This is a genomic window from Citrobacter sp. CFNIH10, assembly GCF_002934585.1.
In the GTDB taxonomy this organism is placed as follows: Bacteria; Pseudomonadota; Gammaproteobacteria; order Enterobacterales; family Enterobacteriaceae; genus Citrobacter_A; species Citrobacter_A amalonaticus.
Map to the genome: position 1 here is coordinate 1,179,236 of NZ_CP026216.1, position 26,480 is coordinate 1,205,715.

Here is a 26,480-nt window from a genome sequence, read left to right on the forward strand (position 1 = left end):
GAGAGCGTGATTACTAAAAACTTTCGACTGAATGCGCTGGCTAACCAGTATGCGGCGGCACTGTATGACCATATTACAGCGACCAACGGCGGTGATTATTTCATGATTGACGCAAATGGTGAGTCTGTTCGCGTGGAGGTTATCGGCGGTATCAAAGGGATACGTGACCTTGTTGATGGTTACGCACTGGAAGCACTCAAAGAGCATTATCCGGCAGCACAATGGGAAAGTATCGGGATCGCGTATCTGTCCCGGTGCGTTGATGCTGAGGGAATTACGGATGACGGGATCAGCGCATGGACAAGCATGACTGCCGACATGGGCGCAACGGTAGGGGGAAATAATGCGTAATATCGACCTTATTCGTGAAGTGACCAGCGCCGCAGCGAACAACTGGCCTCATGTGCTGGCTGGACTGAATATCGATGTTCCCGACTCGCCTCACCGCCACGCAGGATGTCCCGCATGTGGCGGGACGGATCGCTTCCGGTTCGACGACAACGGGCGCGGCGCTCACATCTGCAACCAGTGCGGTGCTGGCGACGGCTTAGACCTGATTAAGAAGGTGAACAACTGCGATACCACAGAAGCGGCGAAGCTTGCCGCTGGCGTGCTGGGTATTGATTCCCGGACAGAGGAACAGGACGAAGCGAAAGCCAGCCAGAGGCGAAAGCAACTGGAGGCTGAGAGCCAACGACGCGAGCAGGAGCGCCAGCAGCGGGCAGAAAATGACGCAACGCAGCGCCGGGCAACATTTACCCGCCTGTTTGATGGGATGCGTCAGAATGCTGCGCAGGGCGAATCTGAGTACCTTATTGCTAAGGGGCTGAGTGGATTCACCCTCCCCATTCTTACCGATGGGTCAATCTTATTGCCGCTGGTGGACGAATCCGGCTTTGTAACTGCCGCACAGACCATTACGCCAAAGGGAGAAAAGCGACTCCTGACCGGTTCTGCAAAGCGCGGTGCATATCACGCCGTAAACGCACCAGAATCGCCGCAGAGCGTTTTAATTGCCGAAGGGCTGGCAACGGCATTGTCTGTTCACCTGATGCGACCTGACGCGCTGACAGTGGCAGCAATCGACGCTGGCAACCTACTCCCCGTAGCGGAAGTGATGCGCCGGAAACTCCCGGACGCAGAAATCATTATCGCTGCAGATAACGACCACCACGAAGACGGTCAGCCCAATACAGGGAGGGAGGCTGCAGAAAAAGCGGCCTTATCAGTAACAGGATCGGTATCGCTGCCTCCGACAAGCAATAAAGCCGACTGGAATGACTACCACCAGCAAAACGGGCTGGAAGCGTCTGTATTAGCTTTTAACGAATCTGCATATCAGCCGCAGGTGGAAACTCAGGACAACAAGATCACAACAAGAAATTGTCCCGACAACGGCAAGATTACGGCAATGGATTTACCTGATGACGGTAAGAACACGGTAAGTGAACCGGGTGATAAAGACACATTAAAACCCCGCATTGAAAGCCGGGATGATGGCGTTTTCTACGTGTCTCCAAAGGTGGATAAAGACAGCGGGGAGATTATCAACAATGAAAGCTGGTTGTGCTCACCGCTGGAAGTTATCGGCACCGGGCGAGACGACAAAGATCAGTACCTGATTATTCGCTGGCTGGCCTTTGGCGCAGATATCCCGACTACCGCAGCAATCCCCCTGGCCGATATTGGTGAGCGTGAAGGCTGGCGCACCCTGAAAGCAGGAGGGGTGAACGTCACGACCAAAAGCAGCCTACGGGCTATTCTGGCTGACTGGCTACAGCGCAGCGGTTCCCGTGATTTGTGGCGCGTGGCTCACGCTACCGGCTGGCAATGTGGGGCGTACATTATGCCCGACGGGGAAATCATTGGTACGCCAGCGCACCCCGTTTTGTTCAATGGGCGAAGCTCTGCCGTTGCCGGTTATACCGTGCAAGGTACTACTGGTAGTTGGCGGGATGGAGTGGCACATCTGGCCTTCGGCAACTATTCCATGATGACCGGTATCGGCGCAGCTCTCGCAGCCCCGTTAATCGGGCTGGTGGGCGCGGATGGATTCGGGATCCACTTTTATGAGCAATCGAGCGCGGGCAAGACCACTACGGCGAACGTGGCAAGCAGCTTATACGGCAATCCAGACTTACTCCGCCTGACGTGGTACGGCACAGCGCTGGGGCTGGCAAACGAAGCCGCTGCCCACAATGACGGGTTGATGCCACTGGATGAAGTTGGACAGGGTTCAGACCCTATAAGCGTGTCACAGTCTGCCTATGCGCTGTTTAACGGCGTGGGTAAATTGCAGGGAGCTAAGGACGGCGGGAACCGGGATCTAAAACGCTGGCGCACTGTTGCCATCAGTACAGGCGAGATGGATTTAGAGACCTTCATCGCCACCGCCGGACGCAAAACCAAAGCAGGCCAACTGGTTCGCTTGCTCAATATTCCGTTGAGTAAGGCGGTGCGCTTTCATGAGCATCAGAACGGCAAGCAGCATGCTGACGCCCTGAAAGACGCATATCAACACCACCACGGCGCAGCCGGGAGAGAGTGGATCAAGTGGCTGGCAGACCACCAGCAGCAAGCTATTGATACTGTCCGTGAGTGCGAGGAGCGCTGGCGCAGTCTGATACCTGCCGACTATGGCGAACAGGTACACCGTGTAGGCGCTCGCTTTGCCATTCTGGAGGCCGCTTTATTGTTGGGAGAGGTAGTTACGGGGTGGGACGCTCAGACCTGCCGTGATGCGATACAGCACAGCTACAACGCATGGGTAAGAGAGTTCGGCACAGGTAACAAAGAGCATCAGCAAATAATTGAGCAGACAGAAGCGTTTTTAAATGCGCATGGCCTGAGCCGGTTCGCCCCATTCCCATACAGTCCTGCAGATCTGCCTATAAAAGACCTTGCCGGGTATCGACAGAGAGGGGAACACGAGGAAAGCCCGATGATTTTCTACACTTTCCCCTCGGCCTTTGAGCAGGAAATCGCGAAGGGATTTAATGCTAAACAGTTTGCTGAAGTCCTGAAAAACTCAGGAATGCTCAACCCGCCCACCAGCGGGCGCGGGTACCAAAGGAAATCACCACGCATTCAGGGACGGCAATTTAACGTGTATGTCCTGAGTTACCAGCCAGAGGAATACAGCCAGCAAGAAGAATAATCTTTCACATACGTAGTTTAGGTGTTGGTTCAGTTGGTTCAGTTGGTTCAATTTGTAATGATCGTTGTTTTATAAGGTTTTTTATTTTCACTTTGAACCAACACTGAACCAACAAATGACCTGATTGAACCAACACTAGCAGGTCGAGACATTCTTCCTGGCTGGGAGTGAACCAACAGATAGCCCCGCTGAACCAACACAAAATCGCCGATGTTGGTTCAGCAAAACCCAGTGCTGGCGCGGGCTGGTGGGCAGTGAACCAACTGAACCAACTGAACCAACACTATTTCTGCTTATTATGCGAAAAAGTTAAGTGTGAACGTTGAGGGAAATATATTGATGGCGGAAGTGCGTGATAGCAAAGCCGAGGCTCTGGAGGAAAAAGGACTCTACCGTCGAGCGGCTGCAAGGTGGATGGAAGTTATGCAGCTATGCACTGACGACGACGATCGGGAATGGATAATGCGACACCGTGAAGCGTGTCTCGAAAAGGTAAAGCGACCCCCGGTCAAAGTTGATGACTTTGGCGATCTCCACAAAGCCGCAAAAGAGACACAGCATCGCATGGGGATAGCTCAACCGAACGGAGATGCTTTCAGACTTCCAGCCAGTAAAGGGCGCTCACAAGGGCGTGGGTAGCGTCACATGGAGGGGATTACGTCCCCTACCTCATGAGAGGGTGATAAAACTTCACATTCGGAGATAAAAATGGCTGATGAACATCGTCGTAAGCGCTATCGGGAATGGGCTAAATCGCCATTTGGAACAATGCCATTTCCGGAGGAATGCCGAGGCATGACCTGTGGAGCGAAAACCCGAAAAGGAACGCCGTGCAAGCTGACATCTCTCTACGGATCCGGGCGTTGTAAATTACACGGGGGCATGAGCACTGGAGCAAAAACGCCGGAAGGTAAAGCGAGGCAGTTAGAAGGCTATCGCCGCTGGCAGGAAAAGCGGCGTCAGACCACCAGCAAAACAGAATAACCCTAAGGTTACACTAAGGTTCGCGGGGTCGGTTCGCAGACAGGTTCGCACCTGAACACCTGCAAAATTTGTACTGTTCTTGACGGATTCAGAACCAGAACGACGCAGAAGCCGCGCCAGAAGCAACGCTGGCGCATAAATGTGATTTGAGTCGTCAAAAATTTCAGTCTCTCCATTAAGCACGACTGTTTCCTTATCTGTTAATCAATTCCCCTTCTGGTAATGATCGAATTTACTCTTTCATTAATTGCAATAAATATGGTGATCGTTTCATTTATTGCAACTAAAATAACTGTATAAATATCAGGAGGTGGTAAATGTCTAAACAAAGCGTCAAGCCTGTATTGCTCAGTGATGCGCAGTTGCAGGCCATTCGAAATATTCAGGAGCAACAACGCAAACAGTCAGGACTCGGGGTTGCGCCCTCTATTCATGAAATCGCTCGCGGGCTGGTGGATAGCGCACTGGCGATGCACGCAAAAATGAAGGTATCCGCATGATCATTCAAGAACTAGCCTACAAGGTCACAGTCAAAACAGACGAATTTCTGCACGGGAAGCGCAAAGTAACGGATGAAGTCAGCAAGCTAAATAAAGAGCTAGCCCGTGCTGAAAAGGAGCGTCAGAAAGAGCTAAAAAAACAGCAGGATGAGATTGATAAATTTGGCAAAACTGCCGTTTCATCTTTTCGTAACGCTTACACTGCGGCGGCTGGCTTTCTTGGTATCGGTGCAGGTCTTTACGGTATCAAGCAGTTATTCACATCGACAGCTAACGAGATTGTCCGCGCCAGCACTCAGGCCAAGTTCTTTGGGTCCGACGTTAATAAATTGTTTGGTGTCCAGCGTGGTTTTAAACAAGCTGGATTGAACGGTGATGCGTTCATCGGAGCTTCTGGTAATGCCCGTATGGCCCTAGCTAATATCAAAGACCCGACAATCTTTGGTGGGCTAACCGGCGCGGCGCAAAACCTGATGGTGTTGGGCGCTCGCACAGGACTGAATATCAATAAGCTTGGCGACCCGAACAAAGCGCTATCCGAGTTTACTCGTTACGGTAAAACGCACTCTCAGGAAAACCTGATGCAGGTGATGGCGGCTGCCGGATTCGACCCGACAGACGCAGCCAAAATCAAGTCTGGTGAGTTAAAATCACTGGTCGACTCAGAGACCAAGAAATCAAACATTACCGCTCAGCAAGTCAAGGAGCAGGAGAAGTTGATGGTAACGCTGGGCCAGCTTGATTCACAGTTCACTCGGCTGAAAACTGATTTAGCGATTGCCTTTGCTCCTGATGTAGTTAACGGAATGAAGGCGTTCGGCTCATGGATAGAGAAGAACCACGGCAACATTATCGGTTTCTTTGATGACGCAGGTAAGACCGCTAAACGTTTTACAGAGGCTGTTGGTGGTGCTGAAAATGCCCTCAAGCTTTTAGCTGCGGCTTATGTAGGAAGCAAAGTTACAGGCGGGGTGGTACCGCCCTGGCTGGCAGGGCTGGTGGCATACGGTACATACCTGTACAACGACCAGAATAATATTAAGGACAGTGCTGAATCATCATTAAGCTATACAAAACGAAATATCGGTGATGCTGCAAGAGCTATTGGATTTGATACTGATTTTGGTCGTAAGCCAGGAACTGTGATAGGGGATAATATTCAGTGGGATATTCCCGGGGCTACTGAAACACTACTTGATGCCATCAGGAAGGTAGAATCTAGTGATGGAGCGAAACTATATAGCCATAAAGGTGCTGTCGGTGAGTATCAGTTTATGGCTGATACGGGCAGAGAGATGGGCTTGCGTGTTGATGACCAAGTTGACGACCGACTTGATCCTGAAAAATCACGAGCAGCAGCGCAAATCTACATGAGCAAGCTTTTAAAAAAATATGACGGCAACCTTGATAACGCTTTAATGGCTTATAACTGGGGGATGGGGAATGTTGACAAGTGGATCGCCAACGGAAGTGACCCAGCAAAATTACCAAAAGAAACCAGGGATTACACGGGTAAAATTCGTTCAGCAATGGGTCTGAGCGATGCAAATAACTCTATTGGCACAGATAGCTACAGTAACTACTACGCGACGCAAACCAAGCTGGCTGCCAGCAGGCCATACCAACTTGCTTCAAGCGGTGGGCAGCAACAAATCACCAACAGCACTCACATTAACACCGTGAACGTTAACAGCAACCCGCAAACAGTTGATGCGCTTAACGAGAGTATTAAGCGACAAAGTCAAAGGGCGTCAACAAATGCGGCATTCTCAAGCTCTGTTAACAGATAGTCAGGCAGGGTGGGCAGCACACAAGGTCATCTTGGCATCTTGATAATGAGAGTAGATTACTTTCTATTCAGTGAGCTCCCATACCACTCTTTGTGACATCTGCTTGCTGCTGTAGGTATTTATAGTCTCCAGCAGCGCGGACCACTTCAGACATAGCTTGCTTATATCCATGCAAGAGATTGATAAAAATGAATCTTTGCGTATCCGTTGTTAGCGGGCTAGAGATGTTCTTATTTACCCAGTCCTCGTAATGATTAACTATTTTTTTATATCCCTGTGAAGCTAATTTGGGGTCGCCATTTGCCCCTTCTATCAGCCATTCGCAATCATCCATCACTTTATCGTCGAAAGTGCTTCCCGCGATCCTTTCCACATTTGCGTCAAGCTTATCATGGGCACTTGCTGTAATAGCCGCACAGGCCATCATGATGGTATCCGCAGTAGGAGCAGAAGCCGCACTTTTACAGAAGCTGAATCCAGCGATTACGGAAACAGCAAAGATTGATAATCTGTTCATTTCATATCCTTGATATGTTTCCCAGAAGCATAACGTTATTGACGCAGAGAAAATAGATAGGGATAACAACACTACTCTGGTAACTGCCAGTATGGGGACAAATAATGACGCCACGAGAGATTGGATTGCTGGCTATAGCAAAACTCGAGCATGACGGACACCGGCTTACTCCAGCAGATCAGCGGGAGATAGAACGAACGGTTAACGCCGATACAATACGACGAAACAGGTTTAGGGAGATGATGAGAGCGCCAGCCTACCAGTGGAAGAAGCCAGCGCCACGGCGGTGACATGGCTATTTATCATTTTGAATCGCCACGGGTTTAACAGACACCTCAGAGTCATTTAAGATGGCTTAAAGAGAGGTGCCCATGAGCGGTAAGCGTTATCCCGAAGAGTTTAAAATTGAAGCAGTCAAACAGGTTGTTGATCGCGGTTATTCTGTTGCCAGCGTTGCAACACGTCTCGATATCACCACCCACAGCCTTTACGCCTGGATAAAGAAGTACGGTCCAGATTCTTCCACTAATAAAGAAGAGTCAGATGCTCAGGCCGAGATCCGCCGTCTCCAGAAAGAGCTGAAGCGGGTTACCGACGAACGGGACATATTAAAAAAAGCCGCGGCGTACTTCGCAAAGCTGTCCGACTGAGGTACGCCTTTATCCGTGACAACACCTGTTGCTGGCCTGTTCGCCTGCTCTGTCGGGTGCTGGATGTTCATCCCAGTGGTTTTTACGCCTGGCTTCAGCAGCCGCATTCACAACGCCATCAGGCAGACCTGAGGCTGACAGGGCAGATTAAACAGTTCTGGCTGGAATCGGGATGCGTCTATGGTTATCGCAAAATCCATTTGGATCTGCGGGACAGCGGGCAACAGTGCGGAGTGAACAGAGTCTGGCGACTGATGAAACGTGTCGGGATAAAGGCTCAGGTCGGATACCGGAGCCCGCGGGCACGTAAAGGCGAGGCCAGTATCGTGTCGCCCAACAGGCTCCAGCGACAGTTCAATCCGGATGCTCCGGATGAGAGTTGGGTAACGGACATAACCTACAGTGTGCCCGGAGTTCAGGGCGGGCATGGATGCTTAAATGAACCGCGAGTCTGTCTGGAATATTGAACCGGTAACTCACGATGAGAAACCCAACAATCCCACCGGGTGTGACGGTGGAGAACCTGAGCGGCAGTGACCTGCGGCATGCCCGCAGGGTGATGTAACCCGCTGACAACGGGGATTGAGGCGAGATCACTAAGCCGAGATGATCCTCAAGGTTAAGTACTGAAAGGCTGAAGAACATGAACCCGTTAATCCGCCTCTGTGGGTTGAAAACGTCACCACGGCCTACGTGATCTGACAGGCCGTGCAGGAGGAACTGGCAGTGATACGTAAGCACTGCCGGTCGAAGGTGTTTTGACATGTATGCGAAACACCGGGGCAGCAGCGTCTATCACGCTTGCGTTGCTGACTTCTGCCAACTTGCGGCAAGCAAGGATAAAGAGTGCGACGGGCAGCCTCCTCAGTATGCCTGAGTCCAGGCAGGTAAACCGGGGAAGGTCAGCGACGGATGTTAAGGGGGCATGGCTCCGATGACGCGCTGGCTGGCGGAGCTTCCGTAGTAGTCCGCGATGGGGAAAGCCCATTACATGGCGAAGGGAAGCAGTTTGAATGTGTTTGCGACGTGAATTAACTGACCTAACGAGGTGAAGACCTTTGATAATCAGCGAAATGCAACGCAAGCTTGCCACATGGGCAGCCACCGATCCGTCCCTACGGATTCAACGGCTGCTGCGTCTGATAACACAACCAGAATGGCTGGCTGAAGCGGCGCGGATCACGCTTTCATCAAAGGGGGCGCATACCCCCGGCGTTGATGGCGTGAACAAAACAATGCTACAGGCCAGACTGGCTGTTGAGCTGCAAATCCTCAGGGATGAATTACTCTCAGGCCACTACCAGCCCTTGCCCGCCAGACGGGTTTACATCCCTAAAAGCAACGGCAAACTGCGACCACTGGGTATCCCCGCGTTGCGGGATCGTATTGTTCAGCGGGCCATGCTGATGGCGATGGAGCCGATATGGGAGAGTGATTTTCATACGCTCTCATATGGCTTCCGGCCTGAGCGCAGTGTCCACCACGCGATCCGCACGGTGAAATTACAGCTCACAGACTGCGGTGAAACCCGGGGACGCTGGGTGATTGAAGGCGACCTGTCCAGTTACTTCGACACCGTACATCATCGACTGCTGATGAAGGCTGTACGCCGCAGGATCAGTGACGCACGTTTCATGACTCTGCTGTGGAAAACCATCAAGGCGGGACATATCGATGTCGGTCTCTTTCGGGCGGCCAGTGAAGGTGTGCCACAGGGCGGTGTTATATCGCCGCTATTATCGAACATCATGCTGAATGAGTTCGATCAATACCTGCATGAGCGCTACCTGAGCGGGAAAGCCAGAAAAGATCGGTGGTACTGGAATAACAGTATCCAACGGGGCCGAAGTACGGCGGTCAGAGAAAACTGGCAGTGGAAACCCGCGGTGGCGTACTGCCGCTATGCCGATGATTTTGTCCTCATCGTCAAAGGCACCAAAGCACAGGCGGAAGCCATCAGGGAGGAGTGTCGGGGTGTGCTCGAAGGCAGTCTGAAACTCAGGCTGAACATGGATAAGACTAAAATCACCCATGTTAATGACGGCTTTATCTTTCTGGGGCACAGGATCATTCGCAAACGCAGTCGTTATGGCGAGATGCGAGTGGTCTCAACGATCCCGCAGGAGAAAGCCAGAAACTTCGCCGCATCGCTGACAGCACTGTTATCAGGCAACTACAGTGAAAGCAAAGTCGATATGGCTGAACAACTCAACCGAAAACTGAAAGGCTGGGCCATGTTCTATCAGTTCGTTGATTTTAAGGCCAAAGTCTTCAGTTATATCGACCGTGTCGTGTTCTGGAAGCTGGCTCACTGGCTGGCCCGCAAATACCGTACAGGTATCGCTTCCCTGATGAGGTGGTGGTGTAAATCACCGAAACCGGGTCAGAGCAAAACGTGGGTTTTATTTGGTAAAACCAATCACGGCAAGCTCAGCGGCGAAATACTGTACCGGTTGGTGGGGCAAGGCAAGAAGCTGTTCCGCTGGCGGCTACCCGAAGGTAATCCCTATCTGAGGACGGAGACCAGAAACACGTATACATCGCGCTTTACAGAAGTGGCAATGGCGTTCGCCAGCATTTAAATGGAGAGCCGGATGCGCTGAAAGGTGCACGTCCGGTTCGGGGAGGAGAGGCAGGGAAATAGTCCGACTACGCCCTGCCTCTTACTCTACTCAGGACCCACGAAGGCTGGCTGTATCTTGCCGTGGTTGTTGATCTGTTCTCACGCAAAATTATCGGCTGGTCCATACAATCCCGGATGACAAAGGACATTGTCCTGAACGCACTGCTGATGGCTGTATGGCGGCGTAATCCCCAAAAACAGGTGCTGGTTCATTCGGATCAGGGCAGTCAGTACACAAGCCATGAGTGGCAGTCGTTCCTGAAATCACACGGCCTGGAGGGCAGCATGAGCCGTCGCGGTAACTGCCATGATAATGCGGTTGCAGAAAGCTTTTTCCAGTTGTTGAAACGTGAACGGATAAAGAAAAAAATCTACGGAACGCGGGAAGAAGCCCGCAGCGATATTTTTGATTACATCGAAATGTTTTATAACAGTAAGCGTCGGCATGGTTCTAGCGAACAGATGTCACCGACAGAATATGAAAACCAGTATTATCAACGGCTCGGAAGTGTCTAGATTATCCGTGGCGATTCATTACGCCCAACTGATTTCACACGCTGTAGATATCTTTATCCCATGCCTTGTCCGCTTTGACTTGATAACCAGCCTCATTAAGGAATGCCGATTAGGATCCCGGCTTGGGATGACGGAAAGGAAGCTGCGGGACTACGAAACATTCGTAGTTTAAAAAACAAGCAAAAAAAGATAGCACCTTAAGAAGCCGTGTACACATGGGTGTACACAATGGAAAAATGCATAGCGTAAAACTTAGTAACCATAAGGCATGGAGCCATCTACTCAATAAACAGATCCAACATCGAGTAAGGTGTCTTTCCGCGTAGCCCGTCAGCCAATGGCGGTGCTACGTTTTTCATGACTCACGCTAAATTGTGGACATCTTCAGTTTAGTTTTTCTCATTCATTTTATTGATAAAAAAACCCTCATACCACGCACCACCGCAGAAGAATAACGATTTCACATTACCTGAAGTTATTAAAAATCACTCACCTTAGAAAATCTCAATCGTGACGACGAGCACAAATCGTTACTCTTTGTCCCCAAAATACTGGGGGGAGTCATGCTGTTACACGTTTTGTACCTGATAGGAATCACTGCCGAAGCCATGACCGGCGCGCTGGCGGCGGGTCGTCGTCGGATGGATACATTCGGCGTTATTATTATTGCCACCGCAACAGCCATCGGCGGTGGCTCTGTCCGCGATATTCTGCTCGGCCACTATCCTCTGGGCTGGGTTAAACATCCCGAATACGTGATTATTGTCGCCACAGCGGCAGTCCTGACGACTATTGTGGCTCCCGTCATGCCCTACCTGCGCAAGGTGTTCCTGGTACTGGATGCCTTAGGCCTGGTGGTTTTTTCCATTATTGGTGCTCAGGTGGCCCTGGATATGGGGCATGGACCGATCATTGCCGTCGTTGCAGCGGTCACCACCGGCGTCTTCGGTGGAGTGCTGCGCGATATGTTCTGTAAACGTATTCCGCTCGTTTTCCAGAAAGAGCTGTACGCCGGGGTTTCATTCGCCTCTGCCGTGCTGTATATCGTCCTGCAACACTATGTTTCCAGTCAGGATATCGTGGTTATCTCAACCCTGATGTTTGGCTTTGTCGCCCGGCTTCTGGCGCTGCGCCTTAAACTGGGTTTGCCGGTGTTTTACTACCACCACGAAAGCCACTAAGGAATGAAGCTCTCAATCTGCTGAGCTGCCAACCAGTGGCTCAGCTGTTTGACCTCCGCGTTGTCCAGCCATGTCATCACCTGACGTGCGCGACGCGGGCCGACTGCCGGAAGTTGTTGCCAGTACAATTCAGTTCGCCCTGACAACTGCCGCCATGAACGATCGCCACTGGCATTGAGCGCCACCAGTGGTAACGGGATGCCTAACGCTTGTATCCAGCGAATAAAAGGCTGTTTTCTAACCAAATTAAACTGATGCCATACCTGCTCACCTTTTGCTTTCGCAAATCCCGGCGTGTGCTGAATCTGCTCCTGAGTTAAAGCCAGCCATGAAAAGATATGTTCAAAGTGATGCTGCTGATGAAGCGCCCGCCAGCCCGCCTCACCCACACCGTCCAGCTTTAAAACAGCGCCAGAGCCCAACCAGACCAGGCGGGAGATAAACTGTTCCTGACACGATGCGGAAGCAAAAAAGCAAGTCAATGAATTGAAGCGATTATCAGGAGGTATCGGTTTAACCCGGTCTGAACTCCGCCAGACGACATCGTCAATACGTGGGATCCCCTGTCCGGCAAGGCTCACCAGGATTTGATCGCCAGGGGCGATATCCCACTCTTTCCAGCGATTTACAGAACCGATATTCACCCGTTGTACCCGTTTATCATCCAGCATGACGGGGGCAAGTGTTGCTACAACGGCGATTTTTCCGCTTTTGCCGACCATAAATTGAATCGCGGTGACCTCCGCCACCTGCGCAACGGGTGGGTATTTCCAGGCAACCAGCCAACTCCCTTGCCCTGGTAACCACTGGTGGGACGCAGGTTCCTTGTCCATTCGCACAACGACCCCATCGGTAACGAAGGGTAAAGCGGACGTCCACCAGTGCGTACGCGCCCGCTCCACGGCCTCAACGTTGTCAACTGGCAGCGTGAATGCCTTCGCTAGTGTAAAACCCGCTGCACTCAACTGGTTGACTCTTTCGGACATTGTCTGCGGGCCATCAGGCCAGGCCCAGATAAAAATCCCCAGTGATGATAAGTCGCTTACGCTGGTCTTGCGCATCAGCAGACCCGCCACCTTCGAACGGGCATTCATCCCGCCCATTTTTTGCTGGATATGCCCTTCCCGTCGCAGAAAGATCTCACCCTGTAACACGCTGTTTGTCAGCGCCCCCGCCACGGTTTGCGGCACGGCTGGCATCAGCTGTACTTTTTGCGTCCAGTCTTCGCCCTTCAGACCATCGCCACGGCTGATCGCCTGCGTCAGTTTGCCATGTTGATATTTCAGCGTAACCGCCACACCATCAACCTTCGGCTGTACCCACAAATCGTTGTGCCCGCGCATCCATTGCTGCACAGCTCGCTTGTCAGGCAGCTTTTGTACCCCGGTATGGGCGACGGGATGAGGGACCGTACCACCCGGTGAAGGCAACGCCTGGCTGGGCGGAGAGTCGTCAGCAAAACAGTGCTGCCACTGAAGCAGTCGTGCATGCAGTTGATCGTAGACGCCGTCTTCGACCACACTCACTCCCTCTTTCCAGTAGGCGTCATCCCACTGCGCAATTTGCTGTTGCAAACGAGAGATCTCTTCGTGAGCCCTCGCAGACGACCATACCGGACATACCGCCCAGGACTGCGCCTGCCATAACCACAACCCCATCAATATCGCTGTCCCAACTTTCATCGCCACTCTCCGCTGTACGTTTCCAGGCAGATATAGCGCGTTGTGTGGGCAGCGCCGAGCGACAAAAGTGTAGATTGCGTTCAGGCTTCCAGTGATTCCGCTCATTTGCAGAGAATGTTGCGTAAATCAGGAAACAGGCGCGCAAAAAGCAATAATCTGGCGTAAAAAGTGTGACAAAGACTACGTCGCGTAGCGGTGACGTGTATAATAAGCCCGTATGTAGGTTCATTTTCGATAATCACATACGTAAGATACTCATGGCTCAAGGCACGCTTTATATTGTTTCTGCCCCCAGTGGCGCGGGTAAGTCCAGCCTGATTCAGGCTTTGTTAAAAACCCAACCGTTGTATGACACCCAGGTTTCTGTTTCGCACACGACGCGCGCTCCGCGCCCGGGTGAAGTTCACGGCGAACATTATTTCTTTGTGGATCATGACGAATTCAGAACCATGATTGGCAACGACGCGTTTCTGGAACACGCAGAAGTTTTTGGCAATTACTATGGCACCTCGCGTGAAGCCATTGAGCAAGTGCTGGCTTCCGGGGTAGATGTCTTTCTCGATATCGACTGGCAGGGCGCGCAACAAATTCGTAAGAAGATGCCGCATGCGCGCAGTATCTTTATTTTGCCGCCGTCTAAACTGGAACTGGACCGCCGTTTGCGGGGTCGTGGACAGGATAGCGAAGAGGTGATTGCGAAACGTATGGCGCAAGCTGTTGCAGAAATGAGCCATTACGCCGAATATGATTATCTTATTGTGAATGATGACTTCGACACCGCCCTGGGCGATCTGAAAACCATTATTCGCGCCGAACGTCTGCGCATGAGCCGCCAAAAGCAGCGTCATGACGCTTTAATCAGCAAACTGTTGGCAGACTGAACCCACTTTCAGTATCATGCCCAGTCATTTCTTCACCTGTGGAGCATTTTAAGTATGGCACGCGTAACTGTTCAGGACGCTGTAGAGAAAATTGGTAACCGTTTTGACCTGGTACTGGTCGCCGCGCGTCGCGCTCGTCAGATGCAGGTAGGCGGAAAGGATCCGCTCGTACCGGAAGAAAACGATAAAACTACCGTAATCGCGCTGCGCGAAATCGAAGAAGGTCTGATCAACAACCAGATCCTCGACGTCCGTGAGCGCCAGGAACAGCAAGAGCAGGAAGCCGCTGAATTACAAGCCGTAACCGCCATTGCTGAAGGTCGTCGTTAATCACAAAGCGGGTCGCCCTTGTATCTGTTTGAAAGCCTGAATCAACTGATTCAACACTACCTGCCGGAAGACCAAATCAAACGTCTTCGGCAGGCGTATCTCGTTGCACGTGACGCTCACGAGGGCCAGACACGTTCAAGCGGTGAACCTTATATCACGCACCCTGTTGCCGTAGCCTGTATTCTGGCCGAGATGAAACTCGACTATGAAACACTGATGGCTGCGCTGCTGCATGACGTGATCGAAGATACTCCCGCCACCTACCAGGACATGGAGCAGCTGTTTGGTAAAAGCGTTGCTGAACTGGTAGAGGGGGTGTCGAAGCTTGATAAACTCAAGTTTCGCGATAAGAAAGAGGCGCAGGCCGAAAACTTTCGCAAGATGATTATGGCGATGGTGCAGGATATCCGCGTCATTCTCATCAAACTCGCCGACCGTACCCACAACATGCGCACGCTGGGCTCATTACGCCCGGACAAACGTCGCCGCATCGCCCGTGAAACCCTCGAGATCTATAGCCCGCTGGCGCACCGTTTAGGTATTCATCACATTAAAACCGAGCTTGAAGAGCTGGGTTTTGAGGCGCTGTACCCGAATCGCTATCGCGTGATTAAAGAGGTGGTTAAAGCCGCTCGCGGCAACCGCAAAGAGATGATCCAAAAAATCCTCTCTGAAATCGAAGGGCGACTGCAGGAAGCGGGAATTCCATGCCGTGTGAGTGGTCGTGAAAAGCACCTCTATTCCATCTATTGCAAGATGGTGCTTAAAGAGCAGCGTTTCCATTCGATCATGGATATCTATGCGTTCCGCGTAATCGTCCATGACGCCGACACCTGCTATCGCGTGCTCGGCCAGATGCACAGCCTCTATAAACCGCGTCCTGGACGGGTAAAAGACTACATCGCCATTCCAAAAGCGAACGGCTATCAGTCTTTGCACACGTCGATGATCGGTCCACACGGCGTTCCGGTTGAAGTCCAGATCCGTACAGAGGATATGGACCAGATGGCCGAAATGGGGGTCGCGGCGCACTGGGCTTATAAAGAGCACGGCGAAACCAGTACTACCGCGCAGATTCGTGCCCAGCGCTGGATGCAAAGCCTGCTGGAACTGCAACAAAGCGCAGGTAGCTCGTTTGAATTTATCGAGAGCGTGAAATCCGATCTGTTCCCGGATGAGATTTACGTTTTCACACCGGAAGGGCGCATTGTCGAACTGCCTGCCGGTGCCACTCCTGTCGACTTTGCTTATGCGGTGCATACCGATATCGGTCATGCCTGCGTCGGCGCACGCGTCGACAGACAGCCCTATCCGCTGTCACAGCCGCTGACCAGCGGTCAGACGGTCGAAATCATTACCGCGCCGGGGGCTCGTCCGAACGCGGCATGGCTTAACTTCGTCGTCAGTTCAAAAGCCCGCGCCAAGATCCGCCAGTTGCTGAAGAACCTCAAGCGCGATGATTCTGTCAGTCTGGGACGTCGCCTGCTCAACCATGCGTTAGGTGGCAGTCGTAAGCTGGCCGAAATCCCGCAAGAAAGTATCCAGCGTGAACTTGAGCGGATGAAGCTTGCGACGCTTGACGATCTGCTGGCAGAAATCGGCCTCGGCAATGCCATGAGCGTGGTGGTAGCGAAAAACCTGCAGCAGGGCGATGCCTCCGCAATCCAACCTGCTGTGCCCGGCCACGGTCATTTGCCTATTAAAGGCGCAGATGGCGTGCTGATTACCTTTGCCAAGTGCTGTCGTCCGATTCCGGGCGATCCGATCATTGCCCACGTCAGTCCGGGTAAAGGCCTGGTCATTCACCATGAATCCTGCCGTAACATCCGTGGTTACCAGAAAGAGCCAGAAAAATTTATGGCGGTGGAATGGGACAAAGAGACGGAGCAGGAATTCATCACCGAGATCAAAGTGGATATGTTTAACCACCAGGGTGCGCTGGCAAATCTGACGGCGGCGATCAACACCACCACCTCTAATATTCAGAGCCTGAATACTGAAGAGAAGGATGGTCGCGTCTACAGCGCCTTTATTCGCCTTACTGCGCGCGACCGTGTTCACCTGGCGAATATCATGCGCAAAATTCGCGTGATGCCTGACGTGATAAAAGTCACCCGTAACCGAAACTAGTTTTATGAACCTACAGCGCTATGCACGTATTTGTGAGATGCTCGCCAGGCGCCAGCCGGACCTGACCGTTTGCATGGAGCAGGTCCACAAACCTCATAACGTTTCTGCGATTATTCGTACTGCAGATGCCGTCGGCGTCCACGAAGTCCACGCCGTCTGGCCAGGCAGTCGTATGCGCACCATGGCCTCAGCAGCGGCAGGCAGCAACAGTTGGGTGCAGGTGAAAACCCACCGCACAATTGGCGATGCCGTCACGCATTTAAAAGGCCGGGGCATGCAGGTTCTGGCAACTCATCTCTCTGATAATGCCGTCGATTTCCGCGAAATCGATTACACACGTCCGACCTGTATCCTGATGGGGCAGGAGAAAACGGGTATTACCCAAGAAGCGCTGGACCTGGCGGATCAGGATATCATCATCCCGATGATCGGCATGGTTCAATCGCTTAACGTTTCCGTTGCCTCAGCGCTGATTCTGTATGAAGCGCAGCGCCAGCGGCAGAATGCCGGGATGTATCTGCGCGAAAACAGCATGTTGCCGGAAGGCGAACAGCAGCGCCTGTTGTTTGAAGGCGGCTATCCGGTACTGGCGAAAGTCGCCAAACGCAAAGGGCTGCCCTATCCGCATATCAATCAGCAAGGTGCGATTGAAGCCGATGATGCCTGGTGGTCCACCATGCAGGCGGCGAAGTAAATCATGAGTGGGCGCCTGTTAGATGCTGTCCCGCTCAGTTCACTAACGGGCGTTGGCGCAGCGCAGAGCAGCAAACTGGCAAAAATTGGTCTGCACACCGTGCAGGATCTGCTGTTACACCTCCCTCTGCGTTATGAAGACCGCACCCAACTCTATCCCATTGGCGAACTGCTGCCCGGCGTATACGCCACTGTCGAAGGGGAAGTGCTGAACTGTAACATCACTTTCGGGGGGCGCCGGATGATGACCTGTCAGATCAGCGACGGTACCGGCATCCTGACAATGCGCTTTTTCAACTTCAACGCGGCGATGAAAAACAGCCTCGCCACCGGACGACGCGTACTGGCTTATGGCGAAGCGAAGCGCGGGAAGTACGGTGCAGAGATGATCCACCCGGAATACCGTGTCCAGGGCGATCTCAGTACACCAGCATTGCAGGAAACCCTCACCCCGGTTTATCCCACTACCGAAGGGGTGAAACAGGCAACACTGCGCAAGCTCACCGATCAGGCGCTGGATCTGCTGGATACCTGCGCCATTGCCGAACTCTTACCGCCGGAATTGCTGCAGGGCATGCTCAGTCTGCCTGAAGCGCTTCGCACGCTGCATCGCCCACCGCCGACGCTCCAGTTAAGCGATCTCGAAACCGGGCAGCACCCGGCGCAACGTCGTCTGATTCTGGAAGAGTTGCTGGCGCATAACCTGAGTATGCTGGCGCTCCGTGCAGGCGCACAGCGTTTTCATGCTCAACCACTGAGCGCCAACGACACGCTGAAAAATCAACTGTTAGCCTCACTGCCCTTTAAGCCGACTGGCGCGCAAGCCCGCGTGGTAGCGGAAATCGAGCACGATATGGCGCTCGATATCCCCATGATGCGTCTGGTGCAGGGTGATGTCGGCTCCGGTAAAACGCTGGTCGCCGCACTCGCCGCTCTGCGAGCGATTGCGCATGGAAAACAGGTCGCGCTGATGGCCCCGACCGAGTTACTGGCGGAGCAGCATGCCAACAACTTCCGTAACTGGTTTGCTCCACTGGGTGTCGAAGTCGGCTGGCTGGCGGGCAAGCAGAAAGGCAAAGCGCGTCTGGCGCAACAAGATGCGATTGCCAGCGGACAGGTACAAATGGTGGTAGGAACGCACGCGATCTTTCAGGAACAGGTGCAGTTCAACGGTCTTGCGCTGGTCATCATCGACGAGCAGCATCGTTTTGGCGTGCATCAGCGCCTCGCACTGTGGGAAAAAGGCCAGCAACAGGGTTTCCATCCGCATCAGTTGATCATGACCGCTACGCCTATTCCTCGGACGCTGGCGATGACCGCCTACGCAGATCTCGATACCTCCGTCATTGACGAACTGCCCCCCGGACGCACTCCCGTCACAACGGTTGCCATTCCGGATACGCGTCGCAGCGATATTATTGACCGCGTGCGCAACGCCTGTACGCAGGAAGGTCGCCAGGCCTACTGGGTCTGTACGCTGATTGAAGAATCTGATTTGTTAGAAGCGCAGGCCGCTGAAGCCACATGGGAAGAGTTAAAACTCGCGTTACCAGAACTAAACGTCGGGCTGGTCCACGGGCGCATGAAGCCTGCCGAAAAACAGGCGGTGATGGCGGCGTTTAAACAGGGCGAACTGCACCTGCTTGTCGCCACCACGGTGATTGAAGTCGGTGTGGATGTCCCCAATGCCAGTCTGATGATCATCGAAAACCCGGAACGTCTCGGTTTAGCACAGTTACACCAGCTACGTGGACGCGTCGGCCGTGGCGCGGTGGCCTCACACTGCGTACTACTCTACAAGTCGCCGTTATCGAAAACGGCCCAGAAACGCCTGCAGGTGTTACGCGACAGCAGCGATGGCTTTGTGATTGCGCAAAAAGATCTCGAAATTCGCGGACCCGGTGAATTGCTGGGTACGCGGCAGACGGGGAATGCCGAATTCAAAGTGGCGGATTTACTGCGAGATCAGGCCATTATTCCGGAAGTTCAGCGTATTGCTCGTCATATTCATGAACGTTACCCACAAGAGGCAAAAGCGTTAATCGAACGCTGGATGCCTGAAACAGAACGCTATTCTAACGCCTGATCCTAATGGCGATGCAAAAGCGCGGTGGTTCATCACCACCGCACCTTCTCGTTATTGCGCAAAAATAGGCAACAGTAAATACAGCTTAATCACCAGCGCGTTGACGATATCAATGAAAAACGCGCCGACCATCGGCACCACCAGAAACGCCATATGGGATGGACCAAAACGTTCGGTAATCGCCTGCATATTGGCAATCGCGGTTGGCGTCGCCCCCAGACCAAAGCCGCAGTGTCCCGCCGCCAGCACAGCTGCATCGTAGTTTTTGCCCATCATTCGCCAGGTGACAAATATCGCGTACAGCGCCATAAAGATGGACTGCACCACCAGGATTGCCAGCATCGGCAGCGCCAGTGAAGCCAGTTCCCACAGCTTCAGGCTCATCAGCGCCATGGCCAGAAACAGCGACAGGCTGACGTTCCCGAGAACAGAGACTGCACGTTCAAAAACGCGATAAAAACCTACCAGCGCCAGACCGTTACTGACAATCACGCCGACAAACAACACGCAGACAAACGTGGGCAGCTCAAACACTGTCCCCGCCAGCAATTGCGCAACGATCTTACCCACGGTGAGACAGATGGCGATAAGCGCAATGGTTTCAATCAGTACCAGCGAGGTGATCATGCGCCCGACGTCCGGCTTTTCAAAGGCGGTAGGCACTTCCAGATCGTCCGGAATACCGTCCGGCGTGGTGGAGTGTTTGACCAGATAACGTGCCACAGGCCCGCCGATCAGCCCACCAAGAACCAGACCAAAGGTGGCGCACGCCATCGCCACTTCCGTCGCGTTAGCAAAGCCGTAGCGTTCGATAAACAGCTTGCTCCAGGCGGCACCAGTACCGTGGCCGCCAGACAACGTGATCGAACCAGCAATCAACCCCATCAGTGGATCAAGTCCCAGCAGGCTGGCCATCCCAATGCCGATGGCATTTTGCATCAGCAGCAACCCCACGACGACGATCAGGAAAATTCCCACCACGCGACCGCCCGCCCGTAAGCTGGCGATGTTGGCGTTTAAACCGATGGTGGCGAAAAACGCCAGCATCAGCGGATCGCGCAACGTCATATCGAAATTCACTTCCCAGCCCATGCTCTTTTTCAGTACTAACAGGGCCAATGCGACCAGCAACCCACCAGCAACGGGTTCAGGAATCGTATATTTCTTGAGGAAGGAGACTGACTGAACCAATTTACGCCCCAGTAGCAACGTCAGCGTTGCGGCAACGAGGGTTGATAAGGTATCGAGTTGAAACATACAAAGCTCCTTGAGTACGTCTGAATCAGTTACGCACTGATGTCTTATTCCTGCGGATATTTTTAGCTTTTAGTAGTAATTCGGCATGGATTTTAAGCAGAAAAGAGGGAAAAGTTATATAAAAATGTGATTTCATCCATTTTAAATATTAAGAATACCCACTCGCAAACGTTTGCTTTTACCATCTGGTCAGATAAAATGCCCGCTTTGTCATCACGGGATTATCATTGATGTCTGTTAACACCCTCGAGTCGGAAAATGCGCAACCGGTTGCGCAGACTCAAAACAGCGAACTGATTTATCGTCTTGAAGATCGCCCGCCGCTTCCGCAAACCCTGTTTGCCGCCTGTCAGCATCTGTTGGCGATGTTCGTTGCGGTCATTACGCCGGCGCTGCTCATCTGTCAGGCGCTGGGGTTACCGGCTCAGGATACGCAACACATTATCAGTATGTCGCTGTTCGCCTCTGGCGTGGCCTCCATTATTCAGATTAAAGCCTGGGGTCCGGTGGGTTCAGGGTTGTTATCGATTCAGGGCACCAGTTTTAACTTCGTGGCACCGCTGATTATGGGCGGTACCGCACTGAAAACCGGCGGTGCAGACGTCCCCACGATGATGGCGGCGCTGTTTGGCACCCTGATGCTGGCCAGTTGCACGGAGATGGTGCTCTCCCGGATTCTGCATCTCGCGCGTCGTATCATCACCCCGCTGGTCTCGGGCGTAGTGGTGATGATTATCGGTCTGTCGCTGATTCAGGTGGGGCTGACGTCCATCGGTGGTGGTTATGCCGCGATGAGCGACAACACGTTTGGAGCGCCCAAGAATCTGATGCTGGCAGGCGTTGTGCTGCTGCTGATTATTCTGCTCAACCGCCAGCGTAACCCGTACCTGCGCGTGGCTTCACTGGTTATCGCTATGGCGGCGGGCTATGCGCTGGCATGGTTTATGGGCATGCTGCCGGAAAACAACGCGCCAGCCTCCCAGGATCTGATCATGGTGCCGACGCCGTTGTACTACGGGCTGGGCATTGACTGGAATCTGCTGCTGCCGTTGATGCTGGTGTTTATGATTACCTCGCTGGAAACCATCGGCGATATCACCGCAACGTCCGACGTTTCCGAACAGCCTGTCTCTGGCCCGCTGTACATGAAGCGTCTGAAGGGCGGTGTGCTGGCAAACGGCCTGAACTCCTTCGTCTCTGCGGTCTTTAACACTTTCCCAAACTCCTGTTTCGGACAGAACAACGGGGTCATTCAGTTAACCGGCGTGGCCAGCCGCTACGTTGGCTTTGTGGTTGCGCTGATGCTGATCGTGCTCGGTTTGTTCCCGGCGGTGAGCGGCTTTGTGCAGCATATCCCTGAGCCTGTACTCGGCGGGGCGACGCTGGTTATGTTCGGGACTATCGCGGCGTCTGGGGTGCGGATTGTTTCCCGCGAACCCCTGAACCGCCGCGCGATCCTGATTATTGCGCTGTCACTGGCTGTTGGTCTTGGCGTCTCTCAGCAGCCGCTGATCCTCCAGTTCGCGCCTGACTGGGTGAAAAACCTGCTCTCTTCCGGTATTGCTGCGGGTGGTATCACCGCTATCGTACTGAACCTGATTTTCCCGCCTGAAAAGCAGTAAAGGCTATGCGACGGTGATTCAAATTCACCGTCGCTATCATACTCTTTCACGATTCCTGCCTTGAGGATTGCGCGTAAATCGTGCATAACTCAACTATGTGCCCTTCGCAGGATGGAAGACCATGAAATTTATTGGAAAGCTGATTCTCTATGTGCTGATCGCCCTTCTGGTGGTGATTCTCGGCCTCTATTTCCTGCTGCAAACGCGCTGGGGCGCAGAACACATCAGTGCCTGGATATCTGAGCACAGCGACTATCAGTTATCCTTTGAGGCGATGGACCATCGTTTTTCTTCTCCTTCACATATCCTGCTGAAAAACGTCACCTTTGGGCGTGACGGTCAACCAGCCACGCTCGTGGCAAAAGCGGTCGATATTGGGCTGAGTACTCGCCAACTGACACATCCACGGCATGTCGATACGATCCTGCTGCAAAACGGTACCCTTAATATTTCGCCTCAGACGGCACCGCTCCCCTTTCAGTCTGACCGCCTGCAGTTGCAGGATATGGCGCTTAATAGCCCGGGCAGCGAGTGGGATCTGAGCGCTCAGCGGGTTAATGGTGGCATCATTCCCTGGCTGCCCGAAGCCGGTAAAGTGCTCGGCAGCAAAGCGCAGATTCAGCTCAGCGCGGGTTCTCTGACATTAAATGACGTTCCTGCTGCCAACGTCCTGATTGAAGGCAGTATCGATAACGAACAGGTGACATTAAGCACCATCGGCGCAGATATCGCACGCGGTGCGTTAACCGGTGTGGCAAAACGCCATGCTGATGGCAGTTGGATGGTGGAGAATCTGCGGCTGAACGACATCCGACTGCAAAGCGATAAATCGCTGGCCGACTTTTTCGCGCCGCTGAACGGCATTCCATCGCTACAGATTAATCGCCTTGAGGTCACTGACGCGCGTCTACAGGGACCAGACTGGGCAGTCACTGACCTTGACCTTAGTTTGCGCAATCTGACCTTCAGCAAGGACGACTGGCAGACGCAGGAAGGCAAATTGTCGATGAATGCCAGCGAGTTCATTTTTGGCTCGTTACATCTGTTCGACCCTATTCTGAATGCCGAGTTTTCGCCGCAAGGTATCGCGCTGCGCCAGTTCACTACCCGCTGGGAAGGCGGAATGGTCAGGACTTCCGGCAACTGGCTGCGGGAAGGTAAAGCCCTTATCCTCGATGACGCAGCCATCGCGGGCATCGAGTACACCCTGCCGGAAAACTGGAAACAGCGCTGGATGCAACCGCTGCCGACATGGCTGAACAGCCTGACGCTGAAGAAATTTACTGCCAGCCGCAACCTGGTGATTGATATCGACCCGACATTCCCGTGGCAGTTGACCGCGCTGGATGGTTATGGCGCGAATCTGGGGCTGGTCCAGAACCAGAAATGGGGCGTCTGGAGCGGAAACGCGACCCTGAATGCCGCCGCCGCCACCGTCAACCGCGTTGACGTGCGCCGCCCCTCCTTGTCTTTAGCCGCCAATGCCAGCACGGTAAATATCAGCGAACTGAGCGCTTTTACGGAAAGAGGGATTCTGGAAGCGACCGCCAGCGTGTCACAGTTACCGCCGCGCCAGACACAGATCAGCCTGAATGGCCGCGGTGTCCCGGTGAACGTTCTACAGCAATGGGGCTGGCCGGCACTGCCGATCGCCGGTGACGGTAATATTCAGCTGACAGCCAGCGGAACGGTGCAGGCAGACGCGCCGCTCAAGCCCACAGTGAATGGGCAATTGCACGCCGTGAATGCGAATAAACAGCAGGTCACGCAAACCATGCAGGCCGGAGTCGTCTCCGCGGGTGAAGTGACGTCGACCGAACCGGCCCCCGTTTCCCCCGCGCCCGTTACGCCATAATCTCTCCTTAGCGCTCCCGGATATTCATTATCCGGGAGCGTTCTGTCTCTGAGGGGGCGGTTTGGATATTAAAAATTATTGCATATCAAGATTGTTTTTTACCCTCTCATATCTTGATGGGGCAGTTCAGTGTTCATACCAAACTCTTTTAAGAAGCTCCTTTCTGCTTCAGGGCTTCACTATATTTAACGTATAATCTTTACTGAAATAGCTAGCTGGAGCGATCATGCTTCCATATATTCCACCGCTAATATTTATTTTTATAGCGCCCGTTTTTGTGGGTACGCCATAGACTTCAATACAGTTATGATCCTTAGTATCCCTTGTATCAGCTGTAATCACTGAGTCAGGTAATCGACAATTACGTAAAAAAATCCCTGTATCATCAGGTTCTATAACACCTGCTTTTCTTTGTACTCCACCAAAAACACGTCCGCCCAAGATTTTAATTTTATAAAGATATGGTTTGCCTACTTCGGCTTCTGGTAATATTTTTTTATTCGGCATATATTCAGCCTTTGGACTTAATATACTGCACCCTGAAAGAGACACCAGGCATATGATTATGAAAAAACGAAAATATAACATGATTATTTCAATGGTTTAAAAACCACCCCTCCAAAGAACCGACGAATAAAGAATGATAGATCTTTCTGTGATTTTATTTGCTCTGACACTTCACCCCATGAGAATAGACTTAAATTAACAAAGCCGTCATTCCCCTGAGTCACAGGGCCATTCCAGACAATCCAGTGAGTCGGATATGTGGTATGCTCGGCAGAACTGTCTCTTAACAAACTATCATTAATAAGCGTGACTACTTTATATCCCTGTGCAACATATTTATTTAACGCATTGATTCCCTGGACTCCTACCTGAGAAACGCCGACATTACTAAATACTTTTTCATAGCCTGCTTTTTCAAACCAGTCTGTTAGTGTATGCCACAAGGTAACACCGGCGACAGGGGAATCAAGGGTATCAAAACTAAATATCGCATTTTCTGAATCCCTTAGGCCTGCAAGCGTCATCCAGTCAAGTCCTGAGATATTGTCATAAAACTGACCCGCAGGATGGCGGCATCCCTCACCAGGTTCTATCTTAAGGTCACCGATTCTGGTTTTACCATATCGCCAAAGTTCACGAGCAGCCTGTGCATAAACATCAGGGCGATCTTTTTGCAGACAGTAAAAAAAAGTAGCAGGACCACACAGACTAGCCCCTAATTGAGAAGGATAAGAGAGATTGCAGAATCTATCCTGAATATCTGCTTCAATTTTGTTTTTTTCAAACGGATCCAGAGGAGTTCCGATAGGATATTCTCTAGCAATAAATGGGCGTTCTGGGATAGTGATTTTAATTTGCTTTATTTCACCCCCTTGACCTTCAGGCTTCATGGTTCCTTTTGATTCAAAATAACAAGGGTTCTCCCGCTTGACTGAAGACAAGGCTTTGCCTGACGCGAATTCTTCCAATGTATACATCTTAGTGAACGGAACAGGCGTTACACAGTGCGTATGTAACATCGTTTTTCGATAAACCTTCATTTCCATAATATAAATAGTCGAGAGTGATTCATTTATATTTCTGGTCATATGCTTCTGTGTTTCATAATTACCGAGAAACTGCTGTTTTTGCACATCCACAAGAAGGTGTTTATTCCTTTCAGTGTCCATGCGGTAAATTTGCAGGTCATACAGAAGTGAATCAGCCGGGACATTAGAATTAATACGGGTACTGAGTTGGTAAATTGCCATAATTAATCCATTAATAAATATGACGGGCATTGTGAAAAGTCAATGTATTCCGCATTGGGCAGGTGTATTGTGTGGCAGAGCAGAAAACGTAATGGTCTGGGTAATGGCACAATACTCTCACCCGTGGCAACATAAGTTAGCCCTTCTTCGGTCCAGTTCTGAGCCATCAGTTCAAAGTAGCCATCACAAATACTGCATGATAGCTTGTCGCCGATCCTGGCTATTGCTTTATTTACCTCAAACCGGGACGCGGTGACAGAAATGATTTC

Annotated in this window: 21 protein-coding genes and 2 pseudogenes; 18 read left to right on the forward strand and 5 right to left on the reverse strand. The window is 52.2% G+C overall.

Annotation, left to right across the window (positions count from 1 at the left end):
• Positions 1 to 6 precede the first annotated feature (6 nt).
• From C2U53_RS09155 to C2U53_RS09180, 6 genes are all read left to right on the forward strand, one after another.
• Positions 7 to 351, forward strand: a complete 345-nt coding sequence (locus C2U53_RS09155) for a hypothetical protein (protein WP_104445825.1) — start codon at positions 7 to 9, stop codon at positions 349 to 351.
• A complete protein-coding gene (locus C2U53_RS09160; protein ID WP_104445826.1) occupies positions 344 to 3,157 on the forward strand; it encodes a TOPRIM and DUF927 domain-containing protein in 2,814 nt (937 codons plus the stop codon). The genes C2U53_RS09155 and C2U53_RS09160 overlap by 8 nt, the downstream gene beginning before the upstream one ends.
• A gap of 339 nt (positions 3,158 to 3,496) precedes the next feature.
• Positions 3,497 to 3,796, forward strand: a complete 300-nt coding sequence (locus C2U53_RS09165) for a PerC family transcriptional regulator (RefSeq protein WP_104445827.1) — start codon at positions 3,497 to 3,499, stop codon at positions 3,794 to 3,796.
• Between the two features lie 69 nt (positions 3,797 to 3,865).
• The gene (locus C2U53_RS09170; protein WP_200008102.1) at positions 3,866 to 4,141 is read left to right on the forward strand and encodes an HGGxSTG domain-containing protein; all 276 of its coding nucleotides are present in this window, start codon (positions 3,866 to 3,868) and stop codon (positions 4,139 to 4,141) included.
• 317 nt (positions 4,142 to 4,458) lie between these two features.
• Entirely contained in the window at positions 4,459 to 4,641 is a 183-nt protein-coding gene (locus tag C2U53_RS09175; RefSeq protein ID WP_079938906.1) for a hypothetical protein, read from the forward strand.
• On the forward strand, positions 4,638 to 6,431 hold the full coding sequence (locus C2U53_RS09180) for a lytic transglycosylase domain-containing protein (protein ID WP_104445828.1): 1,794 nt from the start codon (positions 4,638 to 4,640) through the stop codon (positions 6,429 to 6,431). The genes C2U53_RS09175 and C2U53_RS09180 overlap by 4 nt, the downstream gene beginning before the upstream one ends.
• 67 nt (positions 6,432 to 6,498) lie before the next feature.
• On the opposite strand, the gene C2U53_RS09185 is transcribed toward C2U53_RS09180, so the two are convergent.
• A complete protein-coding gene (locus C2U53_RS09185; RefSeq protein ID WP_104445829.1) occupies positions 6,499 to 6,948 on the reverse strand; it encodes a hypothetical protein in 450 nt (149 codons plus the stop codon).
• 104 nt (positions 6,949 to 7,052) lie between these two features.
• On the opposite strand from C2U53_RS09185, the gene C2U53_RS30275 reads away from it, so the two are divergent.
• From C2U53_RS30275 to C2U53_RS09215, 5 genes and pseudogenes are all read left to right on the forward strand, one after another.
• Positions 7,053 to 7,238, forward strand: coding sequence for a hypothetical protein (locus tag C2U53_RS30275; RefSeq protein WP_104445830.1), 186 nt, complete (start codon positions 7,053 to 7,055; stop codon positions 7,236 to 7,238).
• A gap of 81 nt (positions 7,239 to 7,319) precedes the next feature.
• Positions 7,320 to 7,999, forward strand: a pseudogene (locus C2U53_RS09195) (IS3 family transposase); the annotation flags it as partial.
• A gap of 672 nt (positions 8,000 to 8,671) precedes the next feature.
• Complete coding sequence (gene ltrA, locus C2U53_RS09205) at positions 8,672 to 10,180, forward strand: group II intron reverse transcriptase/maturase (protein ID WP_001189111.1); 1,509 nt, start codon at positions 8,672 to 8,674, stop codon at positions 10,178 to 10,180.
• Positions 10,181 to 10,260: 80 nt separating this feature from the next.
• Positions 10,261 to 10,737: pseudogene (locus C2U53_RS09210) on the forward strand (IS3 family transposase); the annotation flags it as partial.
• Between the two features lie 563 nt (positions 10,738 to 11,300).
• Positions 11,301 to 11,918, forward strand: coding sequence for a trimeric intracellular cation channel family protein (locus tag C2U53_RS09215; protein ID WP_042998638.1), 618 nt, complete (start codon positions 11,301 to 11,303; stop codon positions 11,916 to 11,918).
• Here the strand turns inward: C2U53_RS09215 and ligB are convergent.
• A complete protein-coding gene (ligB, locus tag C2U53_RS09220; protein WP_058587386.1) occupies positions 11,915 to 13,600 on the reverse strand; it encodes an NAD-dependent DNA ligase LigB in 1,686 nt (561 codons plus the stop codon). The genes C2U53_RS09215 and ligB overlap by 4 nt on opposite strands.
• Positions 13,601 to 13,857: 257 nt before the next feature.
• Between ligB and gmk the strand changes: the two genes are divergently transcribed.
• From gmk to recG, 5 genes are read left to right on the forward strand one after another with little or no spacing between them, the layout of a single operon-like run.
• The gene (gene gmk, locus C2U53_RS09225) at positions 13,858 to 14,481 is read left to right on the forward strand and encodes a guanylate kinase (protein ID WP_042998640.1); all 624 of its coding nucleotides are present in this window, start codon (positions 13,858 to 13,860) and stop codon (positions 14,479 to 14,481) included.
• A gap of 54 nt (positions 14,482 to 14,535) precedes the next feature.
• The gene (gene rpoZ, locus C2U53_RS09230; protein WP_000135058.1) at positions 14,536 to 14,811 is read left to right on the forward strand and encodes a DNA-directed RNA polymerase subunit omega; all 276 of its coding nucleotides are present in this window, start codon (positions 14,536 to 14,538) and stop codon (positions 14,809 to 14,811) included.
• Between the two features lie 18 nt (positions 14,812 to 14,829).
• A complete protein-coding gene (gene spoT, locus C2U53_RS09235; protein ID WP_044254385.1) occupies positions 14,830 to 16,941 on the forward strand; it encodes a bifunctional GTP diphosphokinase/guanosine-3',5'-bis pyrophosphate 3'-pyrophosphohydrolase in 2,112 nt (703 codons plus the stop codon).
• A 4-nt stretch (positions 16,942 to 16,945) separates the two neighbouring features.
• Positions 16,946 to 17,635, forward strand: coding sequence for a tRNA (guanosine(18)-2'-O)-methyltransferase TrmH (gene trmH / locus C2U53_RS09240; protein WP_042998642.1), 690 nt, complete (start codon positions 16,946 to 16,948; stop codon positions 17,633 to 17,635).
• Positions 17,636 to 17,638: 3 nt separating this feature from the next.
• Positions 17,639 to 19,720, forward strand: a complete 2,082-nt coding sequence (gene recG / locus C2U53_RS09245; RefSeq protein ID WP_042998643.1) for an ATP-dependent DNA helicase RecG — start codon at positions 17,639 to 17,641, stop codon at positions 19,718 to 19,720.
• Positions 19,721 to 19,771: 51 nt separating this feature from the next.
• Here the strand turns inward: recG and gltS are convergent, their stop codons facing one another.
• Positions 19,772 to 20,977 carry a sodium/glutamate symporter gene (gene gltS, locus C2U53_RS09250; protein ID WP_042998644.1) on the reverse strand — a complete coding sequence of 402 codons (1,206 nt, stop codon included), beginning with the start codon at positions 20,975 to 20,977 and terminating at the stop codon, positions 19,772 to 19,774.
• Between the two features lie 230 nt (positions 20,978 to 21,207).
• Between gltS and xanP the strand changes: the two genes are divergently transcribed.
• Together xanP and C2U53_RS09260 are read left to right on the forward strand one after the other, a co-directional pair.
• The gene (xanP, locus tag C2U53_RS09255) at positions 21,208 to 22,599 is read left to right on the forward strand and encodes a xanthine/proton symporter XanP (RefSeq protein WP_042998645.1); all 1,392 of its coding nucleotides are present in this window, start codon (positions 21,208 to 21,210) and stop codon (positions 22,597 to 22,599) included.
• Between the two features lie 121 nt (positions 22,600 to 22,720).
• Positions 22,721 to 24,454, forward strand: a complete 1,734-nt coding sequence (locus C2U53_RS09260; protein ID WP_104445831.1) for an AsmA family protein — start codon at positions 22,721 to 22,723, stop codon at positions 24,452 to 24,454.
• 168 nt (positions 24,455 to 24,622) lie between these two features.
• On the opposite strand, the gene C2U53_RS09265 is transcribed toward C2U53_RS09260, so the two are convergent.
• Positions 24,623 to 24,961, reverse strand: a complete 339-nt coding sequence (locus C2U53_RS09265) for a hypothetical protein (protein ID WP_051642279.1) — start codon at positions 24,959 to 24,961, stop codon at positions 24,623 to 24,625.
• 83 nt (positions 24,962 to 25,044) lie between these two features.
• Positions 25,045 to 26,211, reverse strand: coding sequence for a hypothetical protein (locus tag C2U53_RS09270; protein ID WP_042998647.1), 1,167 nt, complete (start codon positions 26,209 to 26,211; stop codon positions 25,045 to 25,047).
• Positions 26,212 to 26,480: the final 269 nt, after the last annotated feature.

Excerpts from the sequence above, each read along its gene's own strand:
- C2U53_RS09160 (WP_104445826.1), top strand. The coding sequence starts at position 344 with ATGCGTAATATCGACCTTATTCGTGAAGTGACCAGCGCCGCAGCGAAC.
- C2U53_RS09165 (WP_104445827.1), top strand. The coding sequence starts at position 3,497 with ATGGCGGAAGTGCGTGATAGCAAAGCCGAGGCTCTGGAGGAAAAAGGA.
- C2U53_RS09170 (WP_200008102.1), top strand. The coding sequence starts at position 3,866 with ATGGCTGATGAACATCGTCGTAAGCGCTATCGGGAATGGGCTAAATCG.
- C2U53_RS09175 (WP_079938906.1), top strand. The coding sequence starts at position 4,459 with ATGTCTAAACAAAGCGTCAAGCCTGTATTGCTCAGTGATGCGCAGTTG.
- C2U53_RS09180 (WP_104445828.1), top strand. The coding sequence starts at position 4,638 with ATGATCATTCAAGAACTAGCCTACAAGGTCACAGTCAAAACAGACGAA.
- C2U53_RS09185 (WP_104445829.1), bottom strand. The coding sequence starts at position 6,948 with ATGAACAGATTATCAATCTTTGCTGTTTCCGTAATCGCTGGATTCAGC.
- C2U53_RS30275 (WP_104445830.1), top strand. The coding sequence starts at position 7,053 with ATGACGCCACGAGAGATTGGATTGCTGGCTATAGCAAAACTCGAGCAT.
- ltrA (WP_001189111.1), top strand. The coding sequence starts at position 8,672 with ATGCAACGCAAGCTTGCCACATGGGCAGCCACCGATCCGTCCCTACGG.
- C2U53_RS09215 (WP_042998638.1), top strand. The coding sequence starts at position 11,301 with ATGCTGTTACACGTTTTGTACCTGATAGGAATCACTGCCGAAGCCATG.
- ligB (WP_058587386.1), bottom strand. The coding sequence starts at position 13,600 with ATGAAAGTTGGGACAGCGATATTGATGGGGTTGTGGTTATGGCAGGCG.
- gmk (WP_042998640.1), top strand. The coding sequence starts at position 13,858 with ATGGCTCAAGGCACGCTTTATATTGTTTCTGCCCCCAGTGGCGCGGGT.
- rpoZ (WP_000135058.1), top strand. The coding sequence starts at position 14,536 with ATGGCACGCGTAACTGTTCAGGACGCTGTAGAGAAAATTGGTAACCGT.
- trmH (WP_042998642.1), top strand. The coding sequence starts at position 16,946 with ATGAACCTACAGCGCTATGCACGTATTTGTGAGATGCTCGCCAGGCGC.
- recG (WP_042998643.1), top strand. The coding sequence starts at position 17,639 with ATGAGTGGGCGCCTGTTAGATGCTGTCCCGCTCAGTTCACTAACGGGC.
- gltS (WP_042998644.1), bottom strand. The coding sequence starts at position 20,977 with ATGTTTCAACTCGATACCTTATCAACCCTCGTTGCCGCAACGCTGACG.
- xanP (WP_042998645.1), top strand. The coding sequence starts at position 21,208 with ATGTCTGTTAACACCCTCGAGTCGGAAAATGCGCAACCGGTTGCGCAG.
- C2U53_RS09260 (WP_104445831.1), top strand. The coding sequence starts at position 22,721 with ATGAAATTTATTGGAAAGCTGATTCTCTATGTGCTGATCGCCCTTCTG.
- C2U53_RS09265 (WP_051642279.1), bottom strand. The coding sequence starts at position 24,961 with ATGCCGAATAAAAAAATATTACCAGAAGCCGAAGTAGGCAAACCATAT.
- C2U53_RS09270 (WP_042998647.1), bottom strand. The coding sequence starts at position 26,211 with ATGGCAATTTACCAACTCAGTACCCGTATTAATTCTAATGTCCCGGCT.